Origin of the sequence: Streptococcus oralis (genome assembly GCF_023109315.1) — a bacterium.
Classification (GTDB): Bacteria; Bacillota; Bacilli; order Lactobacillales; family Streptococcaceae; genus Streptococcus; species Streptococcus oralis_BS.
This window is the reverse complement of the sequence record NZ_JALDUF010000001.1, coordinates 126,040-145,850: the sequence shown is the minus strand read 5'-3', so window position 1 is coordinate 145,850 and position 19,811 is coordinate 126,040. Positions and strand designations below refer to the sequence as shown.

At 42.3% G+C, this 19,811-nt stretch carries 24 protein-coding genes; 6 read left to right on the top strand and 18 right to left on the bottom strand.

The genetic code is table 11. The annotated features are described in order from the left end of the window. Positions 1-3: 3 nt before the first annotated feature. Positions 4-1,548 carry a peptide chain release factor 3 gene (locus M1F74_RS00645; RefSeq protein ID WP_000155108.1) on the bottom strand — a complete coding sequence of 515 codons (1,545 nt, stop codon included), beginning with the start codon at positions 1,546-1,548 and terminating at the stop codon, positions 4-6. A gap of 692 nt (positions 1,549-2,240) precedes the next feature. On the opposite strand from M1F74_RS00645, the gene gatC reads away from it, so the two are divergent. The 6 genes from gatC (at position 2,241) to nusB (ending at position 6,966) form a co-directional block, all read left to right on the top strand. Then, complete coding sequence (gene gatC, locus M1F74_RS00640) at positions 2,241-2,543, top strand: Asp-tRNA(Asn)/Glu-tRNA(Gln) amidotransferase subunit GatC (RefSeq protein WP_247946007.1); 303 nt, start codon at positions 2,241-2,243, stop codon at positions 2,541-2,543. Next, a complete protein-coding gene (gene gatA / locus M1F74_RS00635; RefSeq protein ID WP_247946006.1) occupies positions 2,543-4,009 on the top strand; it encodes an Asp-tRNA(Asn)/Glu-tRNA(Gln) amidotransferase subunit GatA in 1,467 nt (488 codons plus the stop codon). Before gatC ends, gatA begins: the two co-directional genes overlap by 1 nt. Beyond that, a complete protein-coding gene (gene gatB, locus M1F74_RS00630; RefSeq protein ID WP_247946005.1) occupies positions 4,009-5,451 on the top strand; it encodes an Asp-tRNA(Asn)/Glu-tRNA(Gln) amidotransferase subunit GatB in 1,443 nt (480 codons plus the stop codon). The genes gatA and gatB overlap by 1 nt, the downstream gene beginning before the upstream one ends. Positions 5,452-5,579: 128 nt before the next feature. Further along, positions 5,580-6,140, top strand: a complete 561-nt coding sequence (gene efp, locus M1F74_RS00625; protein ID WP_000568640.1) for an elongation factor P — start codon at positions 5,580-5,582, stop codon at positions 6,138-6,140. A gap of 21 nt (positions 6,141-6,161) precedes the next feature. Further along, entirely contained in the window at positions 6,162-6,551 is a 390-nt protein-coding gene (locus M1F74_RS00620) for an Asp23/Gls24 family envelope stress response protein (RefSeq protein ID WP_000510584.1), read from the top strand. After that, positions 6,544-6,966, top strand: a complete 423-nt coding sequence (gene nusB, locus M1F74_RS00615) for a transcription antitermination factor NusB (RefSeq protein ID WP_247946004.1) — start codon at positions 6,544-6,546, stop codon at positions 6,964-6,966. Before M1F74_RS00620 ends, nusB begins: the two co-directional genes overlap by 8 nt. 50 nt (positions 6,967-7,016) lie before the next feature. Here the strand turns inward: nusB and M1F74_RS00610 are convergent, their stop codons facing one another. The 17 genes from M1F74_RS00610 to M1F74_RS00530 form a co-directional block, all read right to left on the bottom strand. Next, entirely contained in the window at positions 7,017-7,739 is a 723-nt protein-coding gene (locus M1F74_RS00610) for a CPBP family intramembrane glutamic endopeptidase (RefSeq protein WP_247946003.1), read from the bottom strand. 18 nt (positions 7,740-7,757) lie between these two features. Then, positions 7,758-7,943 carry a biofilm-regulating peptide BriC gene (gene briC / locus M1F74_RS00605; RefSeq protein ID WP_247946002.1) on the bottom strand — a complete coding sequence of 62 codons (186 nt, stop codon included), beginning with the start codon at positions 7,941-7,943 and terminating at the stop codon, positions 7,758-7,760. 220 nt (positions 7,944-8,163) lie between these two features. Continuing rightward, complete coding sequence (locus tag M1F74_RS00600; protein WP_247946001.1) at positions 8,164-8,889, bottom strand: CPBP family intramembrane glutamic endopeptidase; 726 nt, start codon at positions 8,887-8,889, stop codon at positions 8,164-8,166. 105 nt (positions 8,890-8,994) lie between these two features. Then, positions 8,995-9,090 carry a bacteriocin gene (locus M1F74_RS00595; RefSeq protein ID WP_247946000.1) on the bottom strand — a complete coding sequence of 32 codons (96 nt, stop codon included), beginning with the start codon at positions 9,088-9,090 and terminating at the stop codon, positions 8,995-8,997. A gap of 155 nt (positions 9,091-9,245) precedes the next feature. Beyond that, positions 9,246-10,013 (bottom strand): acetyl-CoA carboxylase carboxyl transferase subunit alpha, encoded by a 768-nt coding sequence (locus tag M1F74_RS00590; RefSeq protein WP_247945999.1) that lies wholly within the window; start codon positions 10,011-10,013, stop codon positions 9,246-9,248. Continuing rightward, positions 10,010-10,876: an acetyl-CoA carboxylase, carboxyltransferase subunit beta gene (gene accD / locus M1F74_RS00585; protein WP_001173374.1), complete on the bottom strand. Its 867-nt coding sequence runs from the start codon at positions 10,874-10,876 to the stop codon at positions 10,010-10,012. The genes M1F74_RS00590 and accD overlap by 4 nt, the downstream gene beginning before the upstream one ends. A 35-nt stretch (positions 10,877-10,911) precedes the next feature. After that, complete coding sequence (gene accC / locus M1F74_RS00580; protein WP_049519395.1) at positions 10,912-12,279, bottom strand: acetyl-CoA carboxylase biotin carboxylase subunit; 1,368 nt, start codon at positions 12,277-12,279, stop codon at positions 10,912-10,914. Positions 12,280-12,290: 11 nt separating this feature from the next. Continuing rightward, positions 12,291-12,713: a 3-hydroxyacyl-ACP dehydratase FabZ gene (gene fabZ / locus M1F74_RS00575; protein WP_000565515.1), complete on the bottom strand. Its 423-nt coding sequence runs from the start codon at positions 12,711-12,713 to the stop codon at positions 12,291-12,293. Further along, positions 12,710-13,198 carry an acetyl-CoA carboxylase biotin carboxyl carrier protein gene (gene accB / locus M1F74_RS00570; protein ID WP_247945998.1) on the bottom strand — a complete coding sequence of 163 codons (489 nt, stop codon included), beginning with the start codon at positions 13,196-13,198 and terminating at the stop codon, positions 12,710-12,712. Before accB ends, fabZ begins: the two co-directional genes overlap by 4 nt. A gap of 2 nt (positions 13,199-13,200) precedes the next feature. Beyond that, entirely contained in the window at positions 13,201-14,436 is a 1,236-nt protein-coding gene (gene fabF / locus M1F74_RS00565) for a beta-ketoacyl-ACP synthase II (RefSeq protein ID WP_247945997.1), read from the bottom strand. A 28-nt stretch (positions 14,437-14,464) separates the two neighbouring features. Further along, positions 14,465-15,196: a 3-oxoacyl-[acyl-carrier-protein] reductase gene (gene fabG, locus M1F74_RS00560; protein WP_084853560.1), complete on the bottom strand. Its 732-nt coding sequence runs from the start codon at positions 15,194-15,196 to the stop codon at positions 14,465-14,467. 44 nt (positions 15,197-15,240) lie between these two features. Next, positions 15,241-16,161, bottom strand: coding sequence for an ACP S-malonyltransferase (fabD, locus tag M1F74_RS00555; protein WP_247945996.1), 921 nt, complete (start codon positions 16,159-16,161; stop codon positions 15,241-15,243). Continuing rightward, positions 16,154-17,128: an enoyl-[acyl-carrier-protein] reductase FabK gene (gene fabK, locus M1F74_RS00550; RefSeq protein WP_000857448.1), complete on the bottom strand. Its 975-nt coding sequence runs from the start codon at positions 17,126-17,128 to the stop codon at positions 16,154-16,156. Before fabK ends, fabD begins: the two co-directional genes overlap by 8 nt. Positions 17,129-17,245: 117 nt before the next feature. After that, entirely contained in the window at positions 17,246-17,470 is a 225-nt protein-coding gene (locus M1F74_RS00545; protein WP_000257840.1) for an acyl carrier protein, read from the bottom strand. Positions 17,471-17,526: 56 nt separating this feature from the next. Further along, positions 17,527-18,501 (bottom strand): beta-ketoacyl-ACP synthase III, encoded by a 975-nt coding sequence (locus M1F74_RS00540; RefSeq protein ID WP_247945995.1) that lies wholly within the window; start codon positions 18,499-18,501, stop codon positions 17,527-17,529. Continuing rightward, entirely contained in the window at positions 18,501-18,935 is a 435-nt protein-coding gene (gene fabT / locus M1F74_RS00535) for a fatty acid biosynthesis transcriptional regulator FabT (RefSeq protein WP_000386333.1), read from the bottom strand. Before fabT ends, M1F74_RS00540 begins: the two co-directional genes overlap by 1 nt. Before the next feature lie 90 nt (positions 18,936-19,025). After that, positions 19,026-19,811 carry an enoyl-CoA hydratase gene (locus M1F74_RS00530; protein ID WP_084872548.1) on the bottom strand — a complete coding sequence of 262 codons (786 nt, stop codon included), beginning with the start codon at positions 19,809-19,811 and terminating at the stop codon, positions 19,026-19,028.

Sequence of the window (19,811 nt, the reverse complement as noted above, 5' to 3'; positions counted from 1 at the left end):
GATTTACATTTTTTCTTCCAACTCTACATCTGGATACTTGTCCGCAAACCAGCGGAGGGCAAAGTCATTTTCAAAGAGGAAGACTGGTTGGTCGAAGCGGTCCTTGGCCAAAATATTGCGGCTTGAGGACATCCGTTCATCCAAGTCCTCAGGCTTGATCCAACGAACGGTCTTTTTACCCATTGGGCTCATGACTACTTCTGCATTGTACTCGCCTTCCATGCGGTGCTTAAAGACTTCAAACTGGAGTTGTCCCACAGCCCCTAGCATGTACTCGCCAGTTTGGTAATTCTTATAAAGCTGAATGGCTCCTTCTTGCACCAATTGCTCAATCCCTTTGTGGAAAGATTTTTGTTTCATAACGTTCTTAGCAGAAACTTTCATGAAAATCTCAGGGGTAAAGGTTGGCAGTGGTTCAAATTCAAACTTATTTTTTCCAACTGTCAAGGTATCCCCAACCTGATAAGTACCAGTATCGTAAACCCCGATAATATCACCTGCCACGGCATTGGTCACATTCTCACGACTTTCCGCCATAAACTGGGTGACATTAGAAAGCTTGGCAGTCTTCCCAGTACGAGGAAGGTTAACACTCATCCCACGCTCAAATTCGCCCGATACGATACGGACAAAGGCAATACGGTCACGGTGACGAGGATCCATGTTGGCTTGGATTTTAAAAACGAATCCTGAGAAATCCTTGTCATAAGGATCCACAATTTCGCCATCTGTTTTCTTGTGCCCATGTGGTTCTGGAGCAAACTTAAGGAAGGTTTCAAGGAAGGTCTGCACCCCAAAGTTTGTCAAGGCTGAACCAAAGAAGACTGGTGTTAATTCACCCGCTAAAATAGCTTCTTCTGAAAATTCATTTCCCGCTTCTTGCAAAAGTTCGATGTCGTCCTTAACCTGAGCGTAGAAAGGATTGCTGCCAAAAAGCTGGTCACCTTCTTCTAGACTAGCAAAACGCTCATCCCCTTTATAGAGCTCTAAACGTTGGTTATAGAGGTCATACAAGCCCTCAAAAGCTTTCCCCATCCCGATTGGCCAGTTCATTGGATAACTTGCAATACCTAGGACTTCTTCTAGTTCTTGCAAGAGATCTAGTGGTTCACGGCCATCACGGTCCAGCTTGTTCATAAAGGTAAAGACTGGAATGCCACGGTGCTTCACAACCTCAAACAATTTCTTGGTTTGGGCCTCGATACCCTTGGCAGAGTCGACGACCATGACCGCAGCATCCACCGCCATCAAGGTACGATAAGTATCTTCTGAGAAGTCCTCGTGCCCTGGTGTGTCTAGGATGTTCACGCGCTTACCATCATAGTCAAACTGCATAACAGATGACGTGACCGAAATACCACGTTGTTTCTCAATATCCATCCAGTCAGACTTTGCAAAAGTCCCTGTTTTCTTCCCTTTTACGGTACCAGCCTCACGAATCTCGCCCCCAAAGTAGAGCAACTGCTCAGTGATGGTTGTCTTCCCCGCGTCCGGGTGGGAGATGATGGCAAAGGTACGGCGTTTCTTGATTTCTTCTTGAATAGTCATAAGTTCTCTTTCTTTGATTCTCTATTTTTAGTTGTTTCAGTAGCTAAGAATGATGTTTACATTGGATTTTACCATTCCTTTCAACTCTCCATTATATCGGATTTTGGGGAGTTTTTCAATTTCTATTTTATGTCAAGCACTGCTAAAATAGAACAGTTCCCCTTGCAATTTCCCAAATAAATGTTACTCTAAATATAGAAAAAGGTGTTGCGCTAACAACACCCCGCAGGGCCGTTTAAGACGGTGGCTGTAATTACATAACTAAAAAATAGCTCGTTAACTCTCTAAAGCTAGAACGGCTATTTTTTGTCTCTTTTACTAATTCAAGGATGAACTTCAGGAATGTGATAACAAAGTTACCAGCTACAAACATAGTGTCAAAGCATCAGAGGGGGACAAATCTAGTTACGCCATTTCACGTTTGCTCTTTGATTTTCATTGAGTATAAGAATTTACAGGTTCTGCACATAAGCATCACCATCCTTTCGATTTCGTAACTACCATCTTCACTTCTCTGTTAAACCATTGTACCATATCATCTTCCTTTTGAAAGCCTCTTTTCAAATAAATCATCCTCAATCTCCTTTCTCTATCCTCTGCCTGTCTTTTTTTCACTTCCACCACCCTTATTTATAGGAAAATATGGTAAAATAGAACAGACTAAAAATCATCATTTCACGAAAGGATGCAAGATGAAAATTACGCAAGAAGAGGTAACACACGTTGCCAATCTTTCAAAATTAACATTCTCTGAAGAAGAAACTGCTGCCTTTGCGACAACCTTATCTAAAATTGTTGATATGGTTGAGTTGCTGGGCGAAGTCGACACAACTGGTGTCGCGCCTACTACAACGATGGCTGACCGTAAGACCGTACTCCGACCTGATATGGCCGAAGAAGGAACAGACCGTGACCGCTTGTTTAAAAACGTACCTGAAAAAGAAAATTATTATATCAAGGTACCAGCTATCCTAGATGATGGAGGAGATGCCTAATGACTTTTAATAACAAAACGATTGAAGACTTGCACAATCTCCTTGTCTCTAAGGAAATTTCTGCAACTGAATTGACACAAGCCACGCTAGAAGATATCAAGTCTCGCGAGACAACTATCAACGCTTTTGTCACTATCGCAGAAGAGCAAGCCCTTGCACAAGCTAAAGCTATTGATGGAGCTGGAATTGACGCGGATAATGTCCTTTCTGGAATTCCACTGGCTGTTAAGGATAATATCTCTACCGACGGTATCCTTACAACTGCAGCCTCAAAAATGCTCTACAACTACGAGCCAATCTTTGATGCGACAGCCGTTGCCAATGCCAAAGCTAAGGGTATGATTGTTGTCGGAAAAACCAACATGGACGAATTTGCCATGGGTGGATCAGGTGAGACTTCCCACTACGGTGCGACTAAAAATGCTTGGGACCACAGCAAAGTTCCTGGTGGATCATCAAGTGGTTCTGCGGCTTCTGTGGCTTCAGGACAAGTTCGCTTGTCACTTGGTTCTGATACTGGTGGTTCCATCCGCCAACCTGCTGCCTTTAACGGGATCGTTGGTCTCAAACCAACCTACGGAACGATTTCACGTTTCGGCCTCATTGCCTTTGGTAGCTCTCTAGACCAAATCGGGCCTTTTGCTCCAACTGTTAAGGAAAATGCCCTCTTGCTCAATGCGATTGCCAGCGAAGATGCCAAAGATTCTACTTCTGCTCCTGTCCGCATCGCTGACTTTACTTCAAAAATCGGCCAAGATATCAAGGGAATGAAAATTGCTTTGCCTAAGGAATACCTTGGTGAAGGAATTGACCCAGAAGTTAAAGAAGCCATTATCAAGGCAGCCAAACACTTTGAGAAACTTGGCGCTATTGTCGAAGAAGTGAGCCTTCCTCACTCAAAATACGGTGTTGCCGTTTACTACATCATCGCTTCATCAGAAGCCTCATCAAACTTGCAACGCTTTGACGGTATCCGTTACGGCTACCGCGCAGAGGATGCAACCAATCTTGATGAAATCTATGTAAACAGCCGTAGTCAAGGTTTCGGTGAAGAGGTAAAACGCCGTATCATGCTAGGTACTTTTAGCCTTTCATCAGGTTACTATGATGCCTACTATAAGAAAGCTGGTCAGGTCCGTACCCTCATCATCCAAGATTTCGAAAACGTTTTTGCGGATTATGACTTGATTTTGGGACCAACTGCTCCAAGTGTTGCCTATGATTTGGACTCCCTCAACCACGACCCAGTTGCCATGTACTTGGCTGACCTTTTGACCATCCCTGTCAACTTAGCAGGTCTCCCAGGAATTTCGATTCCTGCTGGATTTGCTCAAGGTCTCCCTGTCGGTCTCCAATTGATCGGTCCTAAATACTCTGAAGAAACCATTTACCAAGCTGCTGCTGCTTTTGAAGCAACAACAGACTACCACAAACAACAACCTGTGATTTTTGGAGGTGACAACTAATGAACTTTGAAACAGTCATTGGACTTGAAGTCCACGTAGAGCTCAACACCAATTCAAAGATCTTCTCACCTACTTCTGCCCACTTTGGAAACGACCAAAATGCCAACACCAACGTAATTGACTGGTCTTTCCCAGGAGTACTTCCCGTTCTCAATAAAGGTGTTGTCGATGCCGGTATCAAGGCAGCTCTTGCCCTCAACATGGACATCCACAAAAAGATGCACTTTGACCGCAAGAACTACTTCTATCCTGATAATCCAAAAGCCTACCAAATTTCTCAGTTTGATGAGCCAATCGGTTATAACGGCTGGATTGAAGTAGGACTAGAAGACGGTACGACTAAGAAAATCGGTATCGAACGTGCTCACCTAGAAGAAGATGCTGGTAAGAACACCCACGGTACAGATGGCTACTCTTATGTTGACCTCAATCGTCAAGGGGTGCCATTGATTGAGATTGTATCTGAAGCCGACATGCGTTCTCCTGAAGAAGCCTATGCTTATCTGACTGCCCTCAAGGAAGTTATCCAGTACGCTGGCATTTCTGACGTTAAGATGGAAGAAGGTTCCATGCGCGTGGATGCCAACATCTCCCTTCGTCCTTATGGTCAAGAGAAATTCGGTACCAAGACTGAGTTGAAGAACTTGAATTCCTTCTCAAATGTTCGCAAGGGTCTTGAATACGAAGTCCAACGTCAAGCTGAAATCCTTCGCTCAGGTGGTCAAATTCGCCAAGAAACACGCCGTTACGACGAAGCTAACAAAGCAACCATCCTCATGCGTGTCAAAGAAGGTGCTGCAGACTACCGCTACTTCCCAGAACCAGACCTACCCCTCTTTGAAATCTCTGATGAGTGGATTGAAGAAATGCGTACAGAGTTGCCAGAGTTTCCAAAAGAACGCCGTGCGCGCTACGTATCTGACCTTGGCTTGTCAGACTACGATGCTAGTCAGTTGACTGCAAACAAAGTTACTTCTGACTTCTTTGAAAAAGCTGTTGCCCTCGGTGGCGATGCCAAACAAGTCTCTAACTGGCTCCAAGGCGAAGTCGCTCAATTCTTGAATGCTGAAGGCAAAACACTGGAACAAATCGAATTGACACCAGAAAACTTAGTAGAAATGATTGCCATCATCGAAGACGGCACGATCTCTTCTAAGATTGCCAAGAAAGTCTTTGTCCACCTAGCTAAAAATGGTGGTGGCGCGCGTGAATACGTGGAAAAAGCAGGCTTGGTGCAAATCTCAGATCCAGATGTTCTGATTCCAATCATCCACCAAGTCTTTGCGGATAACGAAGCTGCCGTTGCCGACTTCAAGTCAGGTAAACGCAACGCAGACAAGGCCTTCACAGGATTCCTTATGAAGGCAACCAAAGGCCAAGCCAACCCACAAGTTGCCCTTAAACTCCTTGCACAAGAATTGGCGAAGTTGAAAGAAAACTAGACAGAAAAAAACCAGCCCTAAGGTTGGTTTTTTCTTCTCTACCAACTCCCAATAACTATTTTGGCTTTATTTCCAGAGTATTTTATGGTAAAATGAAGAGTAATAATATTTATTAAAGAGGTAAAAACATGATTGAAGCAAGTAAATTAAAGGCTGGTATGACCTTTGAAACAGCTGACGGAAAATTGATCCGCGTTTTGGAAGCTAGCCACCACAAACCAGGTAAAGGAAACACAATCATGCGTATGAAATTGCGTGATGTCCGTACTGGTTCTACATTTGACACAAGCTACCGTCCAGAGGAAAAATTTGAACAAGCCATCATCGAGACTGTCCCAGCTCAATACTTGTACAAAATGGATGACACAGCCTACTTCATGAATACAGAAACTTACGACCAATACGAAATTCCTGTAGTCAACGTTGAAAACGAATTGCTTTACATCCTTGAAAACTCAGATGTGAAGATCCAATTCTACGGAACTGAAGTGATTGGTGTCACAGTTCCTACTACTGTTGAATTGACAGTTGCAGAAACTCAACCATCTATCAAAGGTGCTACTGTTACAGGTTCTGGTAAACCAGCAACGATGGAAACTGGACTTGTCGTAAACGTTCCAGACTTCATCGAAGCAGGACAAAAACTCGTTATCAACACTGCAGAAGGAACTTACGTTTCTCGTGCCTAATCTCTAGAAAGAGGTCATTCTATGGGAATTGAAGAACAACTTGGCGAAATCGTTATCGCCCCACGTGTACTTGAAAAAATCATTGCTATTGCTACTGCAAAAGTAGAGGGGGTACACTCTTTTTCAAACAAATCAGTATCTGACACCCTTTCAAAACTTTCTCTTGGCCGTGGCGTTTATCTAAAAAACGTGGATGAAGAACTCACAGCTGATATCTACCTCTACCTTGAGTACGGAGTAAAAGTTCCTAAGGTAGCTGTTGCTATCCAGAAAGCTGTTAAAGATGCAGTCCGCAATATGGCTGATGTAGAACTCGCTGCTATCAATATTCACGTTGCAGGTATCGTTCCAGATAAAACACCAAAACCAGAATTGAAAGATCTATTTGACGAGGACTTCCTCAATGACTAGTCCACTATTAGAATCTAGACGCCAACTCCGTAAATGCGCTTTTCAAGCTCTCATGAGTCTTGAATTCGGTACGGATGTCGAAACTGCTTGTCGTTTCGCCTATACTCATGATCGTGAAGATACGGATGTACAACTTCCAGCCTTTTTGACAGAGCTAGTTTCTGGTGTTCAGGCTAAAAAGGAAGAACTAGACAAGCAAATCACACAGCATTTAAAAGCAGGTTGGACCATCGAGCGTTTAACACTCGTGGAGAGAAACCTCCTTCGCTTGGGAGTCTTTGAAATCACCTCATTCGACACCCCACAGTTGGTTGCAGTTAATGAAGCTATTGAGCTTGCAAAGGACTTCTCAGATCAAAAATCTGCCCGTTTTATCAACGGACTGCTCAGCCAGTTTGTAACAAAAGAACAGTAAAAAGAAAAAAGTGTTTGACAGCTATCAAACACTTTTTTTCTTTGCCTCCACTATCTAAAAAAATGATAATAGATATAATTGTAAACAAAAATCCAGATAGGTTTTGCATGATTGAGAAAGTTAAAAAAACTATGGCAGAGAATCGTTAATCTCAGATTGTCGGTAGAACGATAAACAAGGGCGAAAAAGAGACCAATCAGACTATAATATAATAAACTAATTGGGTCCCGGTGAGATAGTATCAAATGACTAAGCCCAAAGATAAGGCCTGATAAGATGACATCTAAATAGTACTTTGACTTAGGAAAGAAGGTATTCATAAAATACCCTCTATCAAGAGTCTCCTCAAAAACAGGACCGATGATTACGGGCAGGACAAAAGATAAGATAGTCGATAAAAAAGTTGGTTGTCCATTTGAAAGAACCACGGTAAAATACTCATCATGAATACTCCTATGATTAATCAAATGAGCATAGCGTGTCCAAAAATTACCGAGAATCTGATAAACCACATAAGTTGTAAATAAGTAGAAGACAAATGACCAGTTCCAGCTCTTTTTCTCAAAGATAAAGAGCATCTTTTGCTTTTTTAACCACCAAATTAATAAAAGGAAACTTCCCACTAATTCCATTGTTAAAATAAGAGAATAGACATCAGCGCCTAACCCTAAAATGATTGCCACATACAATCCAATTGTTTGCGGTAAATAGGTAGATAGTAAAATAATAAGCAAAAATATCCCAAATTGTCCTAGTTTCTTTGTGTTTCTCATCGTACTTTTTTTGAAAGATTATCCTGCTCGGAAGCCGTACTTCCAAGCATCTCTATAAGAATTAAGTGCCCCTTGCCCCATATAGGGAGCAAATTCTCTATAATATAAGCATCTACCATATCCATCTTCCCAAGCAGCAAGACCACCTGAAACTTGGTCTAACTCTTCAGATGAAAGAACTGTAAATGTTTCTGTACCTGTCATTGCAAACACCTTCTTAAAATAGATTGTTGCAGGCTCACATTTATAGTATACATCTTTTTTGTCTATTTTATAGTCTATCTCCTCAACTGTCAATTTTTCAACCTGAATGGTAGCTTTACTCATTGAAAAACAAGAGATTATAAAAAAGATTTCTCTATCTTCTACTCAAATTAAAAAAAAAGTGTTTGATAGATATCAAACACTTTTTCTTTGCCTACCACTATCTAAAAAAATGATAATAGACATAATTGTAAACAAAAATCCAGATAGGTTTTGCATAAATGAGAAAGTTGAAAAAACTATGGCACAGGATGGTAATTTTTAAGTTCTTTGTCCAACGGTAGACAAGGGCATAGAAGAAACCGCCTAAACTATAAATAATCAAACTGATAGGATCTCGGTGAGTTAAGATCAAATGACTAAGTCCAAAGATAAGAGCAGATAGAATAACATCCAGATAGTACTTGGACTGGGGGAAAAAGGTATTCATAAAATACCCTCTATGAATCAGTTCCTCTAATATAGGTGCGAAGACTACTGTTAAACTAAAACTGAGAACAGTTGATAGAAAAGTTGGTTGCCCATTGGAGTATAGAATCGAAAGAAGGTCTTGAAAGATATACTTGTTATCAATTAGGTGATGAAACTGTAACTGAAAAGCATCCACCAATTGACGATCAAAATAAGTAGCCACTAGAGCAACTACAAGGTAAAAGAATCTTGACTTCTTTGAACCCTTTTTTTCAAAAATATAGAGCATCTCTTTCTTTTTGAGCCAGTAGATAAATAATAGCAAAAGAGCTATTACTTCAACTGTTAAAAAGATAGAATAGCCATCTATCCCCCATCCTAAAAACTTAGTCAGATACACAATCCCTAACTCTGGTAGATAAACCGATAGAAATACCAGTGATGTATAGACTCCCAAATGCCCTAGTTTTTTCATACTTACCCCTTTAATTTATCAATAGGTAATACCATAAGCACGTCTAGTCGCATGATTCATTATTGTACTCCACTCTGTTGCTAAACTATATGCATATGGCGAATCTCAATGTCTATCATCAACTGCCCAAATCATTCGACCACCTGAAACTTGGTCTAACTCTTCAGATGAAAGAACTGTAAATGTTTCTGTACCTGTCATTGCAAGTACTTTCTTAAAATAGATTGTTGTAGGGTCATATTTATAGTATACATCTTTTTGTCTATTTTATAGTCTATCTCCTCAACTGTCAATTTTTCAACCTGAATAGCATTTTCAATAAAAAATGAGACCTTTCTAGTCTCATTTAGTCATTCTTAGTATTTTCTAAAGCGTTGGTAACGTTCTTCAATAAGTTGGTTGAGTGGTAATCCTTGCAATCTATCCAGCTCTGCACGCAATTCATTTTTAACGCAACCTAGTAGTTCTTTACTTGACAACCCTGCCTCTGAGATTACCTTGTCTACGATTCCCATTTCTAGAAGTTCATGCGAAGTGATTTTCATCAGCTCCGCTGCTTCCATAGCACGACTTCCATCCTTCCAAAGGATAGAGGCAAATCCTTCAGGGCTAAGTACTGCGTAGATTGAGTTTTCTAACATCCAGACACGGTTAGCTACAGCTAGAGCTAGGGCCCCACCAGATCCACCTTCACCGATAATAATCGCGATGATTGGAACCTTGAGGTCACTCATTTCCATCAGGTTTCGGGCGATTGCTTCACCTTGTCCACGTTCCTCGGCTCCAACACCTGGGTAAGCACCCGCCGTATTGATAAAGGTCACAACTGGACGACCAAACTTTTCTGCCTGTTTCATTAGGCGCAAAGCCTTACGATAGCCTTCTGGATGAGGTTGCCCAAAATTTCGTTTGAGGTTGTCATGAAGACTTTTTCCCTTTTGGATACCAACGACAGTTACTGCCTGTTCACCTAACCAGCCAATTCCACCAATGACCGCACCATCATCACGAAAAGAGCGGTCTCCATGCAATTCGATAAATTCATCAAAGATTCCATTGGCAAAATCAAGTGCGGTCAAGCGACTCTGCTCGCGTGCCTCTCTGACTATTTTTGCAATATTCATCCGCGACTTCCTCCATGCAATCTCACTAATTTAGCAATTGTTTCAGGCAATTCTCTCCGTTTAACAATTGCATCAACAAATCCATGTTCAAGTAGAAATTCTGCCTTTTGGAAGTCATCCGGCAAGGTCTCACGAACTGTATTTTCGATAACACGACGTCCAGCAAACCCAACCAAACTCTGTGGCTCCGCTAGGATAATATCACCTTCCATAGCAAAAGAAGCAGTCACCCCACCTGTTGTCGGATCGGTTAAGATAGTTAGGTAAAAAAGTCCTGCCTTGGAATGACGTTGAACTGCCGCAGAAATTTTAGCCATCTGCATCAAACTCATGATTCCTTCTTGCATACGGGCTCCACCAGAAGCTGTGAAGAGAACGACTGGCAAGTTTTCTACCGTTGCATACTCAAACAAGCGCGTGATTTTTTCACCCACAACGGTTCCCATAGAAGCCATGATAAAATTTGAATCCATGATCCCAAGGGCAACTTTTTGTCCCTTGATACTAGCTGTACCAGTCAGTACTGCTTCATCCAAACCTGTCTTTTCACGCATAGTAGCCAATTTTTTCTGGTAGCCAGGAAAGTTTAATGGATCTTGAGTTTCAATACCCGTAAACATCTCCACAAAGCTGTCAGAATCAATCGTCAAATCCAAGCGTTCCTGAGCTGAAATACGGAAAGTATAGCTACAATGGGGACAAATGCGCTCACTCCCAAGGTCCTTTTGATAAATGGTGTGTTTACAACCAGGACACTGGGAGAAGAGTTCATCCGGAACCTCAGGCTTGGCTTGTGGTTTCTGCCTTACGGAACGGTTAGGATTGATCCGAATATACTTATCCTTTTTACTAAATAGAGCCATAACTCCCCCTTTTAGTTCTCATACTGTTTGAAAGTCTATTCTTTTTCTTGGTATTTTGGCAAGAAAGTTTCCATCAAGAAGGAAGTATCGTAGTCACCAGCGATAACTCGGTGGTCTGAAATCAGATCCAACTGGAAGTCTGCATTAGTTTGCACTCCTTCAATATCAAGTTCATAAAGTGCCCGTTGCATCTTCATTAAGGCATCAAAACGATTCTCCCCATGAACAATGATTTTGGCAATCATACTATCATAGTAAGGGGGAATGGTATAACCTGGATAAACTGCTGAGTCCACGCGCAAGCCAACTCCACCACTTGGTAGATAGAGATTGGTAATTTTCCCTGGGCTTGGAGCAAAGTTAAATGCTGGATTTTCTGCATTGATCCGGCACTCGATAGCATGACCTCGTAGGACGATATCTTCTTGTTTGAAAGGTAAGGGTTGCCCGGCCGCAATGCGAATCTGTTCCTTCACGATATCAACACCTGAAACAAACTCTGTGACTGGATGTTCAACTTGCACACGAGTATTCATTTCCATGAAGTAGAAATTGCCACTCGCTTCATCAAGAAGAAATTCAATCGTCCCTGCATTTTCATAACCTACAGACTCTGCTGCACGAACGGCTGCAGCACCAATTTCATGACGAAGGGTTTTGCCGATCGCAATGGATGGGCTTTCTTCTAAGACCTTTTGGTTATTCCGTTGAAGTGAACAGTCCCGTTCACCAAGATGGACAACATGACCCTCTTGATCTGCAAGAATCTGAACTTCGATATGACGAGCTGGATAAATCACACGCTCAAGATACATAGCGCCGTTTCCAAAGTTGGCCTTGGCTTCACTGGATGCTGTCTCAAAGGCTGCGACCAGGTCTTCTGCCTTTTCAACCTTACGAATTCCCTTTCCACCACCACCTGCCGATGCCTTAAGCATGACAGGGTAGCCAATCTTTTCTGCAACTGCAAGGGCCTCTTCAGCCGTATGAACTTCACCATCAGATCCTGGAATAACTGGAACCCCAGCCTTGATCATTTGCTCTCGCGCATTTATCTTATCACCCATGGTATCCATTACAGCGCCAGAAGGGCCGATAAACTTAATCCCCACTTCATCACACATCGTGGCAAACTTGGAGTTTTCGCTAAGAAAACCAAAACCTGGGTGGATGGCTTCTGCTTCTGTCAAGACTGCAGCCGATAAAATTGCATTGATATTGAGATAAGACTCTGTCGCCTTACCAGGTCCGATACAGATAGCTTCATCCGCTAGGAGTGTGTGAAGAGCTTCCTTATCAGCAGTTGAATAAACTGCTACGGTCGCAATGCCCAATTCACGCGCAGCTCGAATAATGCGAACCGCAATCTCACCACGGTTGGCAATCAAAATTTTACGAAACATGGAGAACCTCCTTAGTTTCCAATTGCAAAGGTAAGAGTACCACTCGCTGCAAGCTTACCATCTACTTCAGCCTTTGCTTCAACCACAGCAATTGTACCACGACGTTTAACAAAAGTAGCCGTCATGACTAATTGGTCACCTGGTACAACTTGCTTCTTGAACTTAACCTTGTCCATTCCAGCGTAGAAGACCAGTTTCCCTTTATTTTCAGGTTTGGACAATTCCAAGACACCAGCAGTCTGAGCCAAGGCTTCCATGATAAGAACACCTGGCATAACTGGGTATTGAGGAAAATGACCATTGAAGAAAGGTTCGTTGATGGTCACATTTTTAATGGCAACAATGGTATCCTCGCTCACTTCCAAGACACGATCCACTAGGAGCATAGGGTAACGATGGGGTAGAGCTTCTTTGATTCCTTGAATATCGATCATTTGATACGTACCAATCCTTTACCGAACTCAACCATTTCTTCATTTGAAACGAGAATTTCTGTCACCACACCATCCTTAGGTGCAGGGATTTCATTCATGACTTTCATAGCTTCAATGATCACCAAAGTCTGACCTTTTCTGACACTGTCACCAACCGTCACAAAGGCAGGTTTATCTGGTCCAGCAGCCAAGTAAGCCACCCCTACAAGTGGACTCTCAACGACATCACCCTCTGGAGCAACAGTCGTTTCAGCTGGTGCTGGAGCTTCTTCCACCGCACTCTCTACTGGAGTTGAAGGGGCAGAAACTACTGGACTTGCAGCTACTGCAGTTGACACTGGAGCAACTTGAGTTGGTGCTCCAGAAGCCATTCTTGCTTCATTCTTACTGAACTGCAATTCGTCCGTTCCATTTTTATAAGAAAATTCTCTCAAACTTGATTGGTCAAATTGAGCCATCAAGTCCTTGATTTCATTTAAATTCATAATTATTTATTCTCCCAACGTTTGAAAGCAAGAACCGCATTGTGTCCACCAAAACCAAAAGTGTTTGAAATAGCATAAGGGATTTCTTGCTCCAAGCCTTGTCCATAAACGACATTCGCTTCGATATAATCCGACAACTCACTTGTTCCAGCTGTCATTGGTACATAGTTATGACGCATGGCTTCGATGGTAGCGATGGCTTCTACTGCTCCTGCAGCACCAAGCAAGTGTCCTGTAAAGGACTTGGTTGAAGATACAGGTACTTCTTTACCAAGAACAGCGACGATCGCACCACTTTCTCCTTTTTCATTAGCAGGAGTTGAAGTTCCGTGGGCATTGACGTAAGCCACTTGCTCTGGAGAAATCTCTGCCTCTTCCAAAGCTAATTTAATTGCCTTGATTGCACCTTGACCTTCTGGATGAGGTGAAGTCATATGATAAGCATCACAGGTATTTCCATAACCAACTACTTCAGCCAAGATAGTTGCTCCACGTTTTTCAGCATGTTCAAGACTCTCAAGAACCAGCATTCCAGAACCTTCTCCCATCACAAAACCATTACGGTCTTTATCAAACGGAATAGAAGCACGAGTTGGATCTTCTGTAGTTGATAGGGCAGTCAATGCTTGGAAACCAGCGATGGCAAAAGGAGTGATAGATGATTCTGATCCACCTACTAACATGACTTCTTGGAAACCAAACTTGATAGAGCGGAAGGCATCTCCGATGGCATCATTTGATGAGGCACAGGCTGTATTGATAGATTTACAGATACCATTTGCTCCGAAGCGCATCGCAACATTTCCTGAAGCCATATTTGGCAAGGCTTTTGGAAGTGTCATTGGTTTAACGCGCTTTGGACCTTTTTCATGAAGACGGATAACCTGATCTTCGATTTCTTTAATTCCCCCAATACCAGAAGCAACGATGACACCAAAGCGATCTTTATCGATTTCTTCTACATCAAGATTTGCATTTGTCACCGCTTCTTGAGCCGCATACAAGGCATACAAAGAATAGTTATCAAAACGGTTGGTATCTTTTTTGACAAAGTATTTATCAAATGGAAAATCTTTAACTTCTGCCGCATTGTGCACAGCAAATTCGCTGTGATCAAACTTAGTGATTTCTCCAATTCCAATTTTCCCAGTTTGCAAACTGTTCCAAAATTCTTCTGGAGTATTTCCGATAGGAGAGGTCAATCCGTAACCTGTTACTACAACTCGATTTAGTTTCATCTGTCTTACCTATATCTTTCCTTATTTTTTACATGCTAAGTCCGCCATCAACAGCGAGAACTTGTCCAGTCAAATAATCCTGTCCAGCCAGGAACACTGTAGCATCTGCGATATGTTCTGCTTGACCAAAATGTTTCATTGGGATTTGGGCCAATGTCGCTTCCTTGACCTTATCAGATAAAACAGCAGTCATATCTGACTCGATCATCCCTGGTGCAAGAGCATTTACACGCACATTGCGATTGGCAACCTCACGCGCTACTGACTTGGTAAAACCAATCAAACCAGCCTTGGAAGCCGCATAGTTGGCTTGTCCGATATTTCCCATCAGACCAACCACACTGGACATATTGATAATCGCACCTTCACGCGCCTTAATCATCTGTTTCAAGACAGCTTGCGTCATGTTAAAGGCACCTGTCAAGTTGATCTTAATCACTTTTTCAAAGTCTTCCTCGGTCATCTTAAGCATGAGAGTATCCTGAGTAATCCCAGCATTGTTGACCAAGACATCGACAGAACCGAGTTCTGCAATTGCTTGATCTACCATACGTTTGGCATCTGCAAAGTCTGAAACATCACCTGAGATCGGTACTACTTTGACGCCGTAGTTTGAAAACTCAGCCAGCAATTCTTCTGAGATTGCTCCACGACTATTTAAGACTACATTCGCACCTAGTTTGGCAAATTTGTGAGCAATGGCAAGTCCGATACCACGACTTGAACCTGTAACAAAGATATTTTTATTTTTTAGTTGCATTCTATTCTCCTATTTCCTGTTGTATTTTCTGGGAGAAGGGGTCACTAGTTTCCTAGCAAAGCATCCAAGCTTGTTTGATCTTCAACGTTAGCTAGCTTAGCAGTTTTATCGATTTTTTTGACAAATCCTGATAGGACTTTTCCAGGGCCGATTTCAATAAAGTTGGTTACCCCAGCATCCTGCATCACAGCAATACTTTCATAAAAACGAACAGGTTCTTTTACCTGACGCGTCAAGAGCTCTTGGATTCGATCTTTTTCCATAACAGTAGCTTCCGTATTGCCGACTAGTGGGCAAGTAAAATCAGAGAAACTCACTTCCTCAAGAGCTTCAGCTAGTTTCTGACTGGCTGGCTCTAAAAGTGCTGTATGGAAAGGGCCAGATACATTTAAAGGAATCAATCGTTTTGCTCCTGCTTCCTGCAAGAGTTCAACTGCGCGGTCAACCGCAGCCACCTCGCCACCGATAACGATTTGGCTTGGGGTGTTGTAGTTGGCTGGAGTCACTACTCCAACTTTAGAGGCTGTTTCACAAGCTTCCTCAATCACTTCAACTGGAGTATTAAGAACGGCAACCATCTTTCCAGAGCCTGCTGGTGCAGCCTCTTCCATATAAGCACCACGCTTAGCAACCAAGGCAACTGCATCCTCAAAGTCCAAGGTACTACTTGCTACAAGAGCAGAATATTCCCCAAGAGACAGTCCTGCCACCATATCTGGCTGATAGCCTTTTTCTTTCAATAGTCGGTAAATAGCAACGGATGTAGCTAGAATAGCTGGTTGCGTGTAACGAGTCTGATTTAACTTTGCTTCATCATTGTCAATCAAGTCACGAAGGTCATACCCTAAGACTTGGCTAGCTTGGTCAATTGTTTCCTTGACGATAGGGTAGTGATCATAGAGATCACGTCCCATCCCTAGATACTGAGCACCTTGGCCCGCAAATAGAAAGGCTGTTTTAGTCATTTCTTGTAACTCCTGCCCAACGAGCAGCTTCTTCTTGAATTTTTTCAGCTGCACCGTAGTAGATATCTTTTAAGATTTCTTCAACAGTTTCTTCTTTAGAAATCAAACCTGCAATCTGGCCGGCCATGACAGATCCGCCTTCTACATCTCCATGAACAACGGCTTTAGCAAGAGCACCAGCTCCCATTTGCTCAAAGATTTCTAAATCTGGATTTTCTTGTTTAAAGGCATCTTTTTCAGCCTGCTCAAAATCACGAGTCAACTGGTTTTTAATGGCACGAACTGCGTGTCCAAAATGTTGTGCTGAAATCGTTGTATCAATATCACGAGCTTTTAAAATTTTAGCTTTATAGTTTGGATGAGCATTAGACTCTTTGGCAACTACAAAACGAGTTCCTACTTGAACAGCTTCTGCGCCAAGCATAAACCCAGCCGCTGCCCCCTCACCATCTGCAATACCACCGGCAGCAATAACTGGAATTGAAACAGCTGCAGCAACTTGGCGAACCAAGGTCATCGTTGTTAATTTACCAATGTGTCCACCAGCTTCCATCCCTTCTGCAATAACTGCATCGGCACCAATTTTTTCCATGCGTTTTGCCAAAGCAACACTAGGAACAACAGGAATAACTGTAATTCCTGCATCATGGAAACGGTTCATGTATTTACTTGGATTTCCAGCACCAGTTGTAACCACCTTAACCCCTTCTTCAATCACGAGATCAACGATGTCTTCTACAAAAGGTGACAAGAGCATGATGTTGACACCAAAAGGTTTATCCGTAAGTGATTTGATTTTATCGATATTAGCCTTTACGACCTCTTTAGGTGCATTTCCACCACCGATGATCCCCAAACCACCAGCTTTTGATACCGCACCAGCCAAGTCGCCATCCGCAACCCAGGCCATTCCTCCTTGAAAAATAGGATAATCAATGTTCAATAATTCTGTAATACGTGTTTTCATAGTGCCTCCATCATTCCTTGCTTACGTAATAGTTCGATAAGTTTATCATTTGAATTTCAAACTATTACCTAAACAAGAGGGAGCGGGTCTCCCCTACTCCTTCTAGTAATATGTTAATTATTTTGTTTGCTCTTCAACGTAGGCAACTAAGTCACCAACTGTTTTCAAGTTATCTTCTGCTTCAATTTGGATATCAAAAGCATCTTCAATTTCAGAGATTACTTGGAACAAGTCCAATGAATCTGCATCCAAATCATCAAAAGTAGATTCAAGTGTTACTTCTGATGCGTCTTTTCCAAGTTCTTCAACGATAATTTCTTGTACTTTTTCAAATACTGCCATGATAGGACTCCTTTAAAATATAAAATTTTATAACTATGTGTTTACCACATGATTACCTAGATTGTAAGAATGAGTGTGCCCCATGTCAAACCTCCACCGAAGCCTGATAGGAGAATCGTCTGGCTACCATCTAAACGAATCATGCCATTCTCCACACACTCTGAGAGCAAAATCGGGATACTTGCTGCACTGGTATTTCCATACTCCATCATATTGGCAGGAAGCTTGTCTCGGTCAACACCGATTTTCTTAGCCATCTTATCCAATATGCGGATATTGGCCTGATGAAGCAAGAGATAGTCCAAATCAGATACCCCCACTGGACCTTCGTCAATGGTCTGCTTGATTGACCTAGCAACATCTCGAATCGCAAAATCAAAAACTGCTCGCCCATCCATCTTCAAAAATGCAGGAACTGCTTCTTGATTAGAGAAGGGGGAAGTCAAGGTCGTTTGCCCATAAGTTAAGCACTCGCTTCGAGTACCATCACTGTGTATACTCTCTGCAAGGAAATGGCGGTTTTCACTTGTTTCCAAGAGAACTCCACCAGCACCGTCCCCAAAGAGCACCGCAGTCGATCGATCTGACCAGTCAACCGCCTTAGACAAGGTTTCAGCCCCGATAACAAGCCCTTTTTTGAACTGTCCAGAACTTAAAAACTTTTCTGCAGTTGAGAGAGCGAATACAAAGCCACTGCAAGCTGCCGTCAGATCAAAGGCGAAAGCTCTATGAGCTCCGATATTTGCCTGAACCCGAGCTGCTGTAGAAGGCATCATCGAATCAGGAGTAATCGTCGCTACAATGATAAAATCAATCTGATCCGCTGTTAAGCTTCCTTTATCCAATAAGCTCTTCGCAACTTCTGTCGCCAAGTCACTTGTAGACTCTGTTTTTGAGATATGTCTCTGTTTAATTCCTGTCCGACTTGAAATCCACTCATCGCTTGTATCCATGATTTGAGCCAAGTCATGATTAGTGACCACTTGCTCTGGAACATAATGAGCAACTTGGCTTATTTTAGCAAAGGCCATTATTTCAAATCCTCCAAAAATTGATAAAGGTTCGTCAAGCCTCTGCCCATGACTTTCTTTTCCTCGGGACTCATGCCGTCAATAATTCTTTCGACCATGGCCTTGTGGAATCGTTTGTGAAGGCGGTGGAGCAAACGACCTTTCTTTGTCAAATGCAGATAGACCACACGACGGTCTTGGTCAGAACGAATACGCTCAATGTAACCCTTTCTTTCTAGGTTATTCAAGCTGGTCGTAACTGTTCCCAGGGTCACCATCAGTTCTTTGGAAACCTTACTAGGCGTCGCCTCAGGGAACTTCCCAATCACATCAATCGTGTGCATTTCTTTGATGGAGATGTCTTTGAATCGACTACCTCGTAAGCTAACCTCCTCAATCACAAGGACGTTATTGAAAATAGATGTTAAATAATCATTTACTTGTTGGTAGTCCAAACTTTTTCCCTCCTCCTCAAAAAACTTTCACAATCAAAACATTTGATAGAAAAAGTATAACAAACTTCAAAGAATTGTGCAAGTATTTTTTTATTTTCCTGAAAATTTTGGTCTTCTTCTTTCAGAATGTGCTCGAACCCCTTCTTTAAAATCTTCAGTTAAAGATAAAGATTCCTGCAGTTTCAATTCCAATTCGGCATAATCTTGCCAATCCTTAAATTGACTTTCCCAAACCAATTTTTTAATCGCTGCGTACGAGTTTGCTGAACCTCGTCTTAATTTTTTCAGAACTTGTTCTCTTGTTTTTTCTAATTTGTCAGCTTCACAAACGCGGTATACTACGCCCCATTCCAGTGCTTTTTCTGCGGTCAAGGCTTCACCTGTCATAGCAAGCTGGGCTGCTCGTGTTACCCCGATACTACGACTCAAGAGATGAATCCCACCAGCGTCCGGCGCCAACCCAACTCCAACAAAGGCTTGGATGAATTTTGCCTTGTCAGTCGCCAAGCAAAAATCAACTGCTACTGCCATATTTGCTGCAGCACCTGCAACTGCTCCATCTACCTCCATCAAAACAGGCTTAGGAATTTGCTTGATTTTAAAAGAAATTGTATTGACTAATTCTGCAATCTTATTCAAAGAAGGAATGTCGTCCTCATCCACTGCACGCTTCATCTCAACCAAGTCTCCCCCAACTGAAAAGACCTTCCCATTAGCATTAATCAAGATGAACTGAACAGCTTGATCCTGCTCTGCTAGGGTCAAAGCTTCTAAAATCTCCTCACACATTGGGATATGGAAACCATTTGCCACTTCTGGACGATTCAAAGTAATAATAGCAAGATCATCTACGATCTGATATAAGATATGATTCAT

Coding starts and splice junctions, on each gene's coding strand:
- M1F74_RS00645 (WP_000155108.1), bottom strand. CDS start 1,548: ATGACTATTCAAGAAGAAATCAAGAAACGCCGTACCTTTGCCATCATC.
- gatC (WP_247946007.1), top strand. CDS start 2,241: ATGAAAATTACGCAAGAAGAGGTAACACACGTTGCCAATCTTTCAAAA.
- gatA (WP_247946006.1), top strand. CDS start 2,543: ATGACTTTTAATAACAAAACGATTGAAGACTTGCACAATCTCCTTGTC.
- gatB (WP_247946005.1), top strand. CDS start 4,009: ATGAACTTTGAAACAGTCATTGGACTTGAAGTCCACGTAGAGCTCAAC.
- efp (WP_000568640.1), top strand. CDS start 5,580: ATGATTGAAGCAAGTAAATTAAAGGCTGGTATGACCTTTGAAACAGCT.
- M1F74_RS00620 (WP_000510584.1), top strand. CDS start 6,162: ATGGGAATTGAAGAACAACTTGGCGAAATCGTTATCGCCCCACGTGTA.
- nusB (WP_247946004.1), top strand. CDS start 6,544: ATGACTAGTCCACTATTAGAATCTAGACGCCAACTCCGTAAATGCGCT.
- M1F74_RS00610 (WP_247946003.1), bottom strand. CDS start 7,739: ATGAGAAACACAAAGAAACTAGGACAATTTGGGATATTTTTGCTTATT.
- briC (WP_247946002.1), bottom strand. CDS start 7,943: ATGACAGGTACAGAAACATTTACAGTTCTTTCATCTGAAGAGTTAGAC.
- M1F74_RS00600 (WP_247946001.1), bottom strand. CDS start 8,889: ATGAAAAAACTAGGGCATTTGGGAGTCTATACATCACTGGTATTTCTA.
- M1F74_RS00595 (WP_247946000.1), bottom strand. CDS start 9,090: ATGACAGGTACAGAAACATTTACAGTTCTTTCATCTGAAGAGTTAGAC.
- M1F74_RS00590 (WP_247945999.1), bottom strand. CDS start 10,013: ATGAATATTGCAAAAATAGTCAGAGAGGCACGCGAGCAGAGTCGCTTG.
- accD (WP_001173374.1), bottom strand. CDS start 10,876: ATGGCTCTATTTAGTAAAAAGGATAAGTATATTCGGATCAATCCTAAC.
- accC (WP_049519395.1), bottom strand. CDS start 12,279: ATGTTTCGTAAAATTTTGATTGCCAACCGTGGTGAGATTGCGGTTCGC.
- fabZ (WP_000565515.1), bottom strand. CDS start 12,713: ATGATCGATATTCAAGGAATCAAAGAAGCTCTACCCCATCGTTACCCT.
- accB (WP_247945998.1), bottom strand. CDS start 13,198: ATGAATTTAAATGAAATCAAGGACTTGATGGCTCAATTTGACCAATCA.
- fabF (WP_247945997.1), bottom strand. CDS start 14,436: ATGAAACTAAATCGAGTTGTAGTAACAGGTTACGGATTGACCTCTCCT.
- fabG (WP_084853560.1), bottom strand. CDS start 15,196: ATGCAACTAAAAAATAAAAATATCTTTGTTACAGGTTCAAGTCGTGGT.
- fabD (WP_247945996.1), bottom strand. CDS start 16,161: ATGACTAAAACAGCCTTTCTATTTGCGGGCCAAGGTGCTCAGTATCTA.
- fabK (WP_000857448.1), bottom strand. CDS start 17,128: ATGAAAACACGTATTACAGAATTATTGAACATTGATTATCCTATTTTT.
- M1F74_RS00545 (WP_000257840.1), bottom strand. CDS start 17,470: ATGGCAGTATTTGAAAAAGTACAAGAAATTATCGTTGAAGAACTTGGA.
- M1F74_RS00540 (WP_247945995.1), bottom strand. CDS start 18,501: ATGGCCTTTGCTAAAATAAGCCAAGTTGCTCATTATGTTCCAGAGCAA.
- M1F74_RS00530 (WP_084872548.1), bottom strand. CDS start 19,811: ATGAATCATATCTTATATCAGATCGTAGATGATCTTGCTATTATTACT.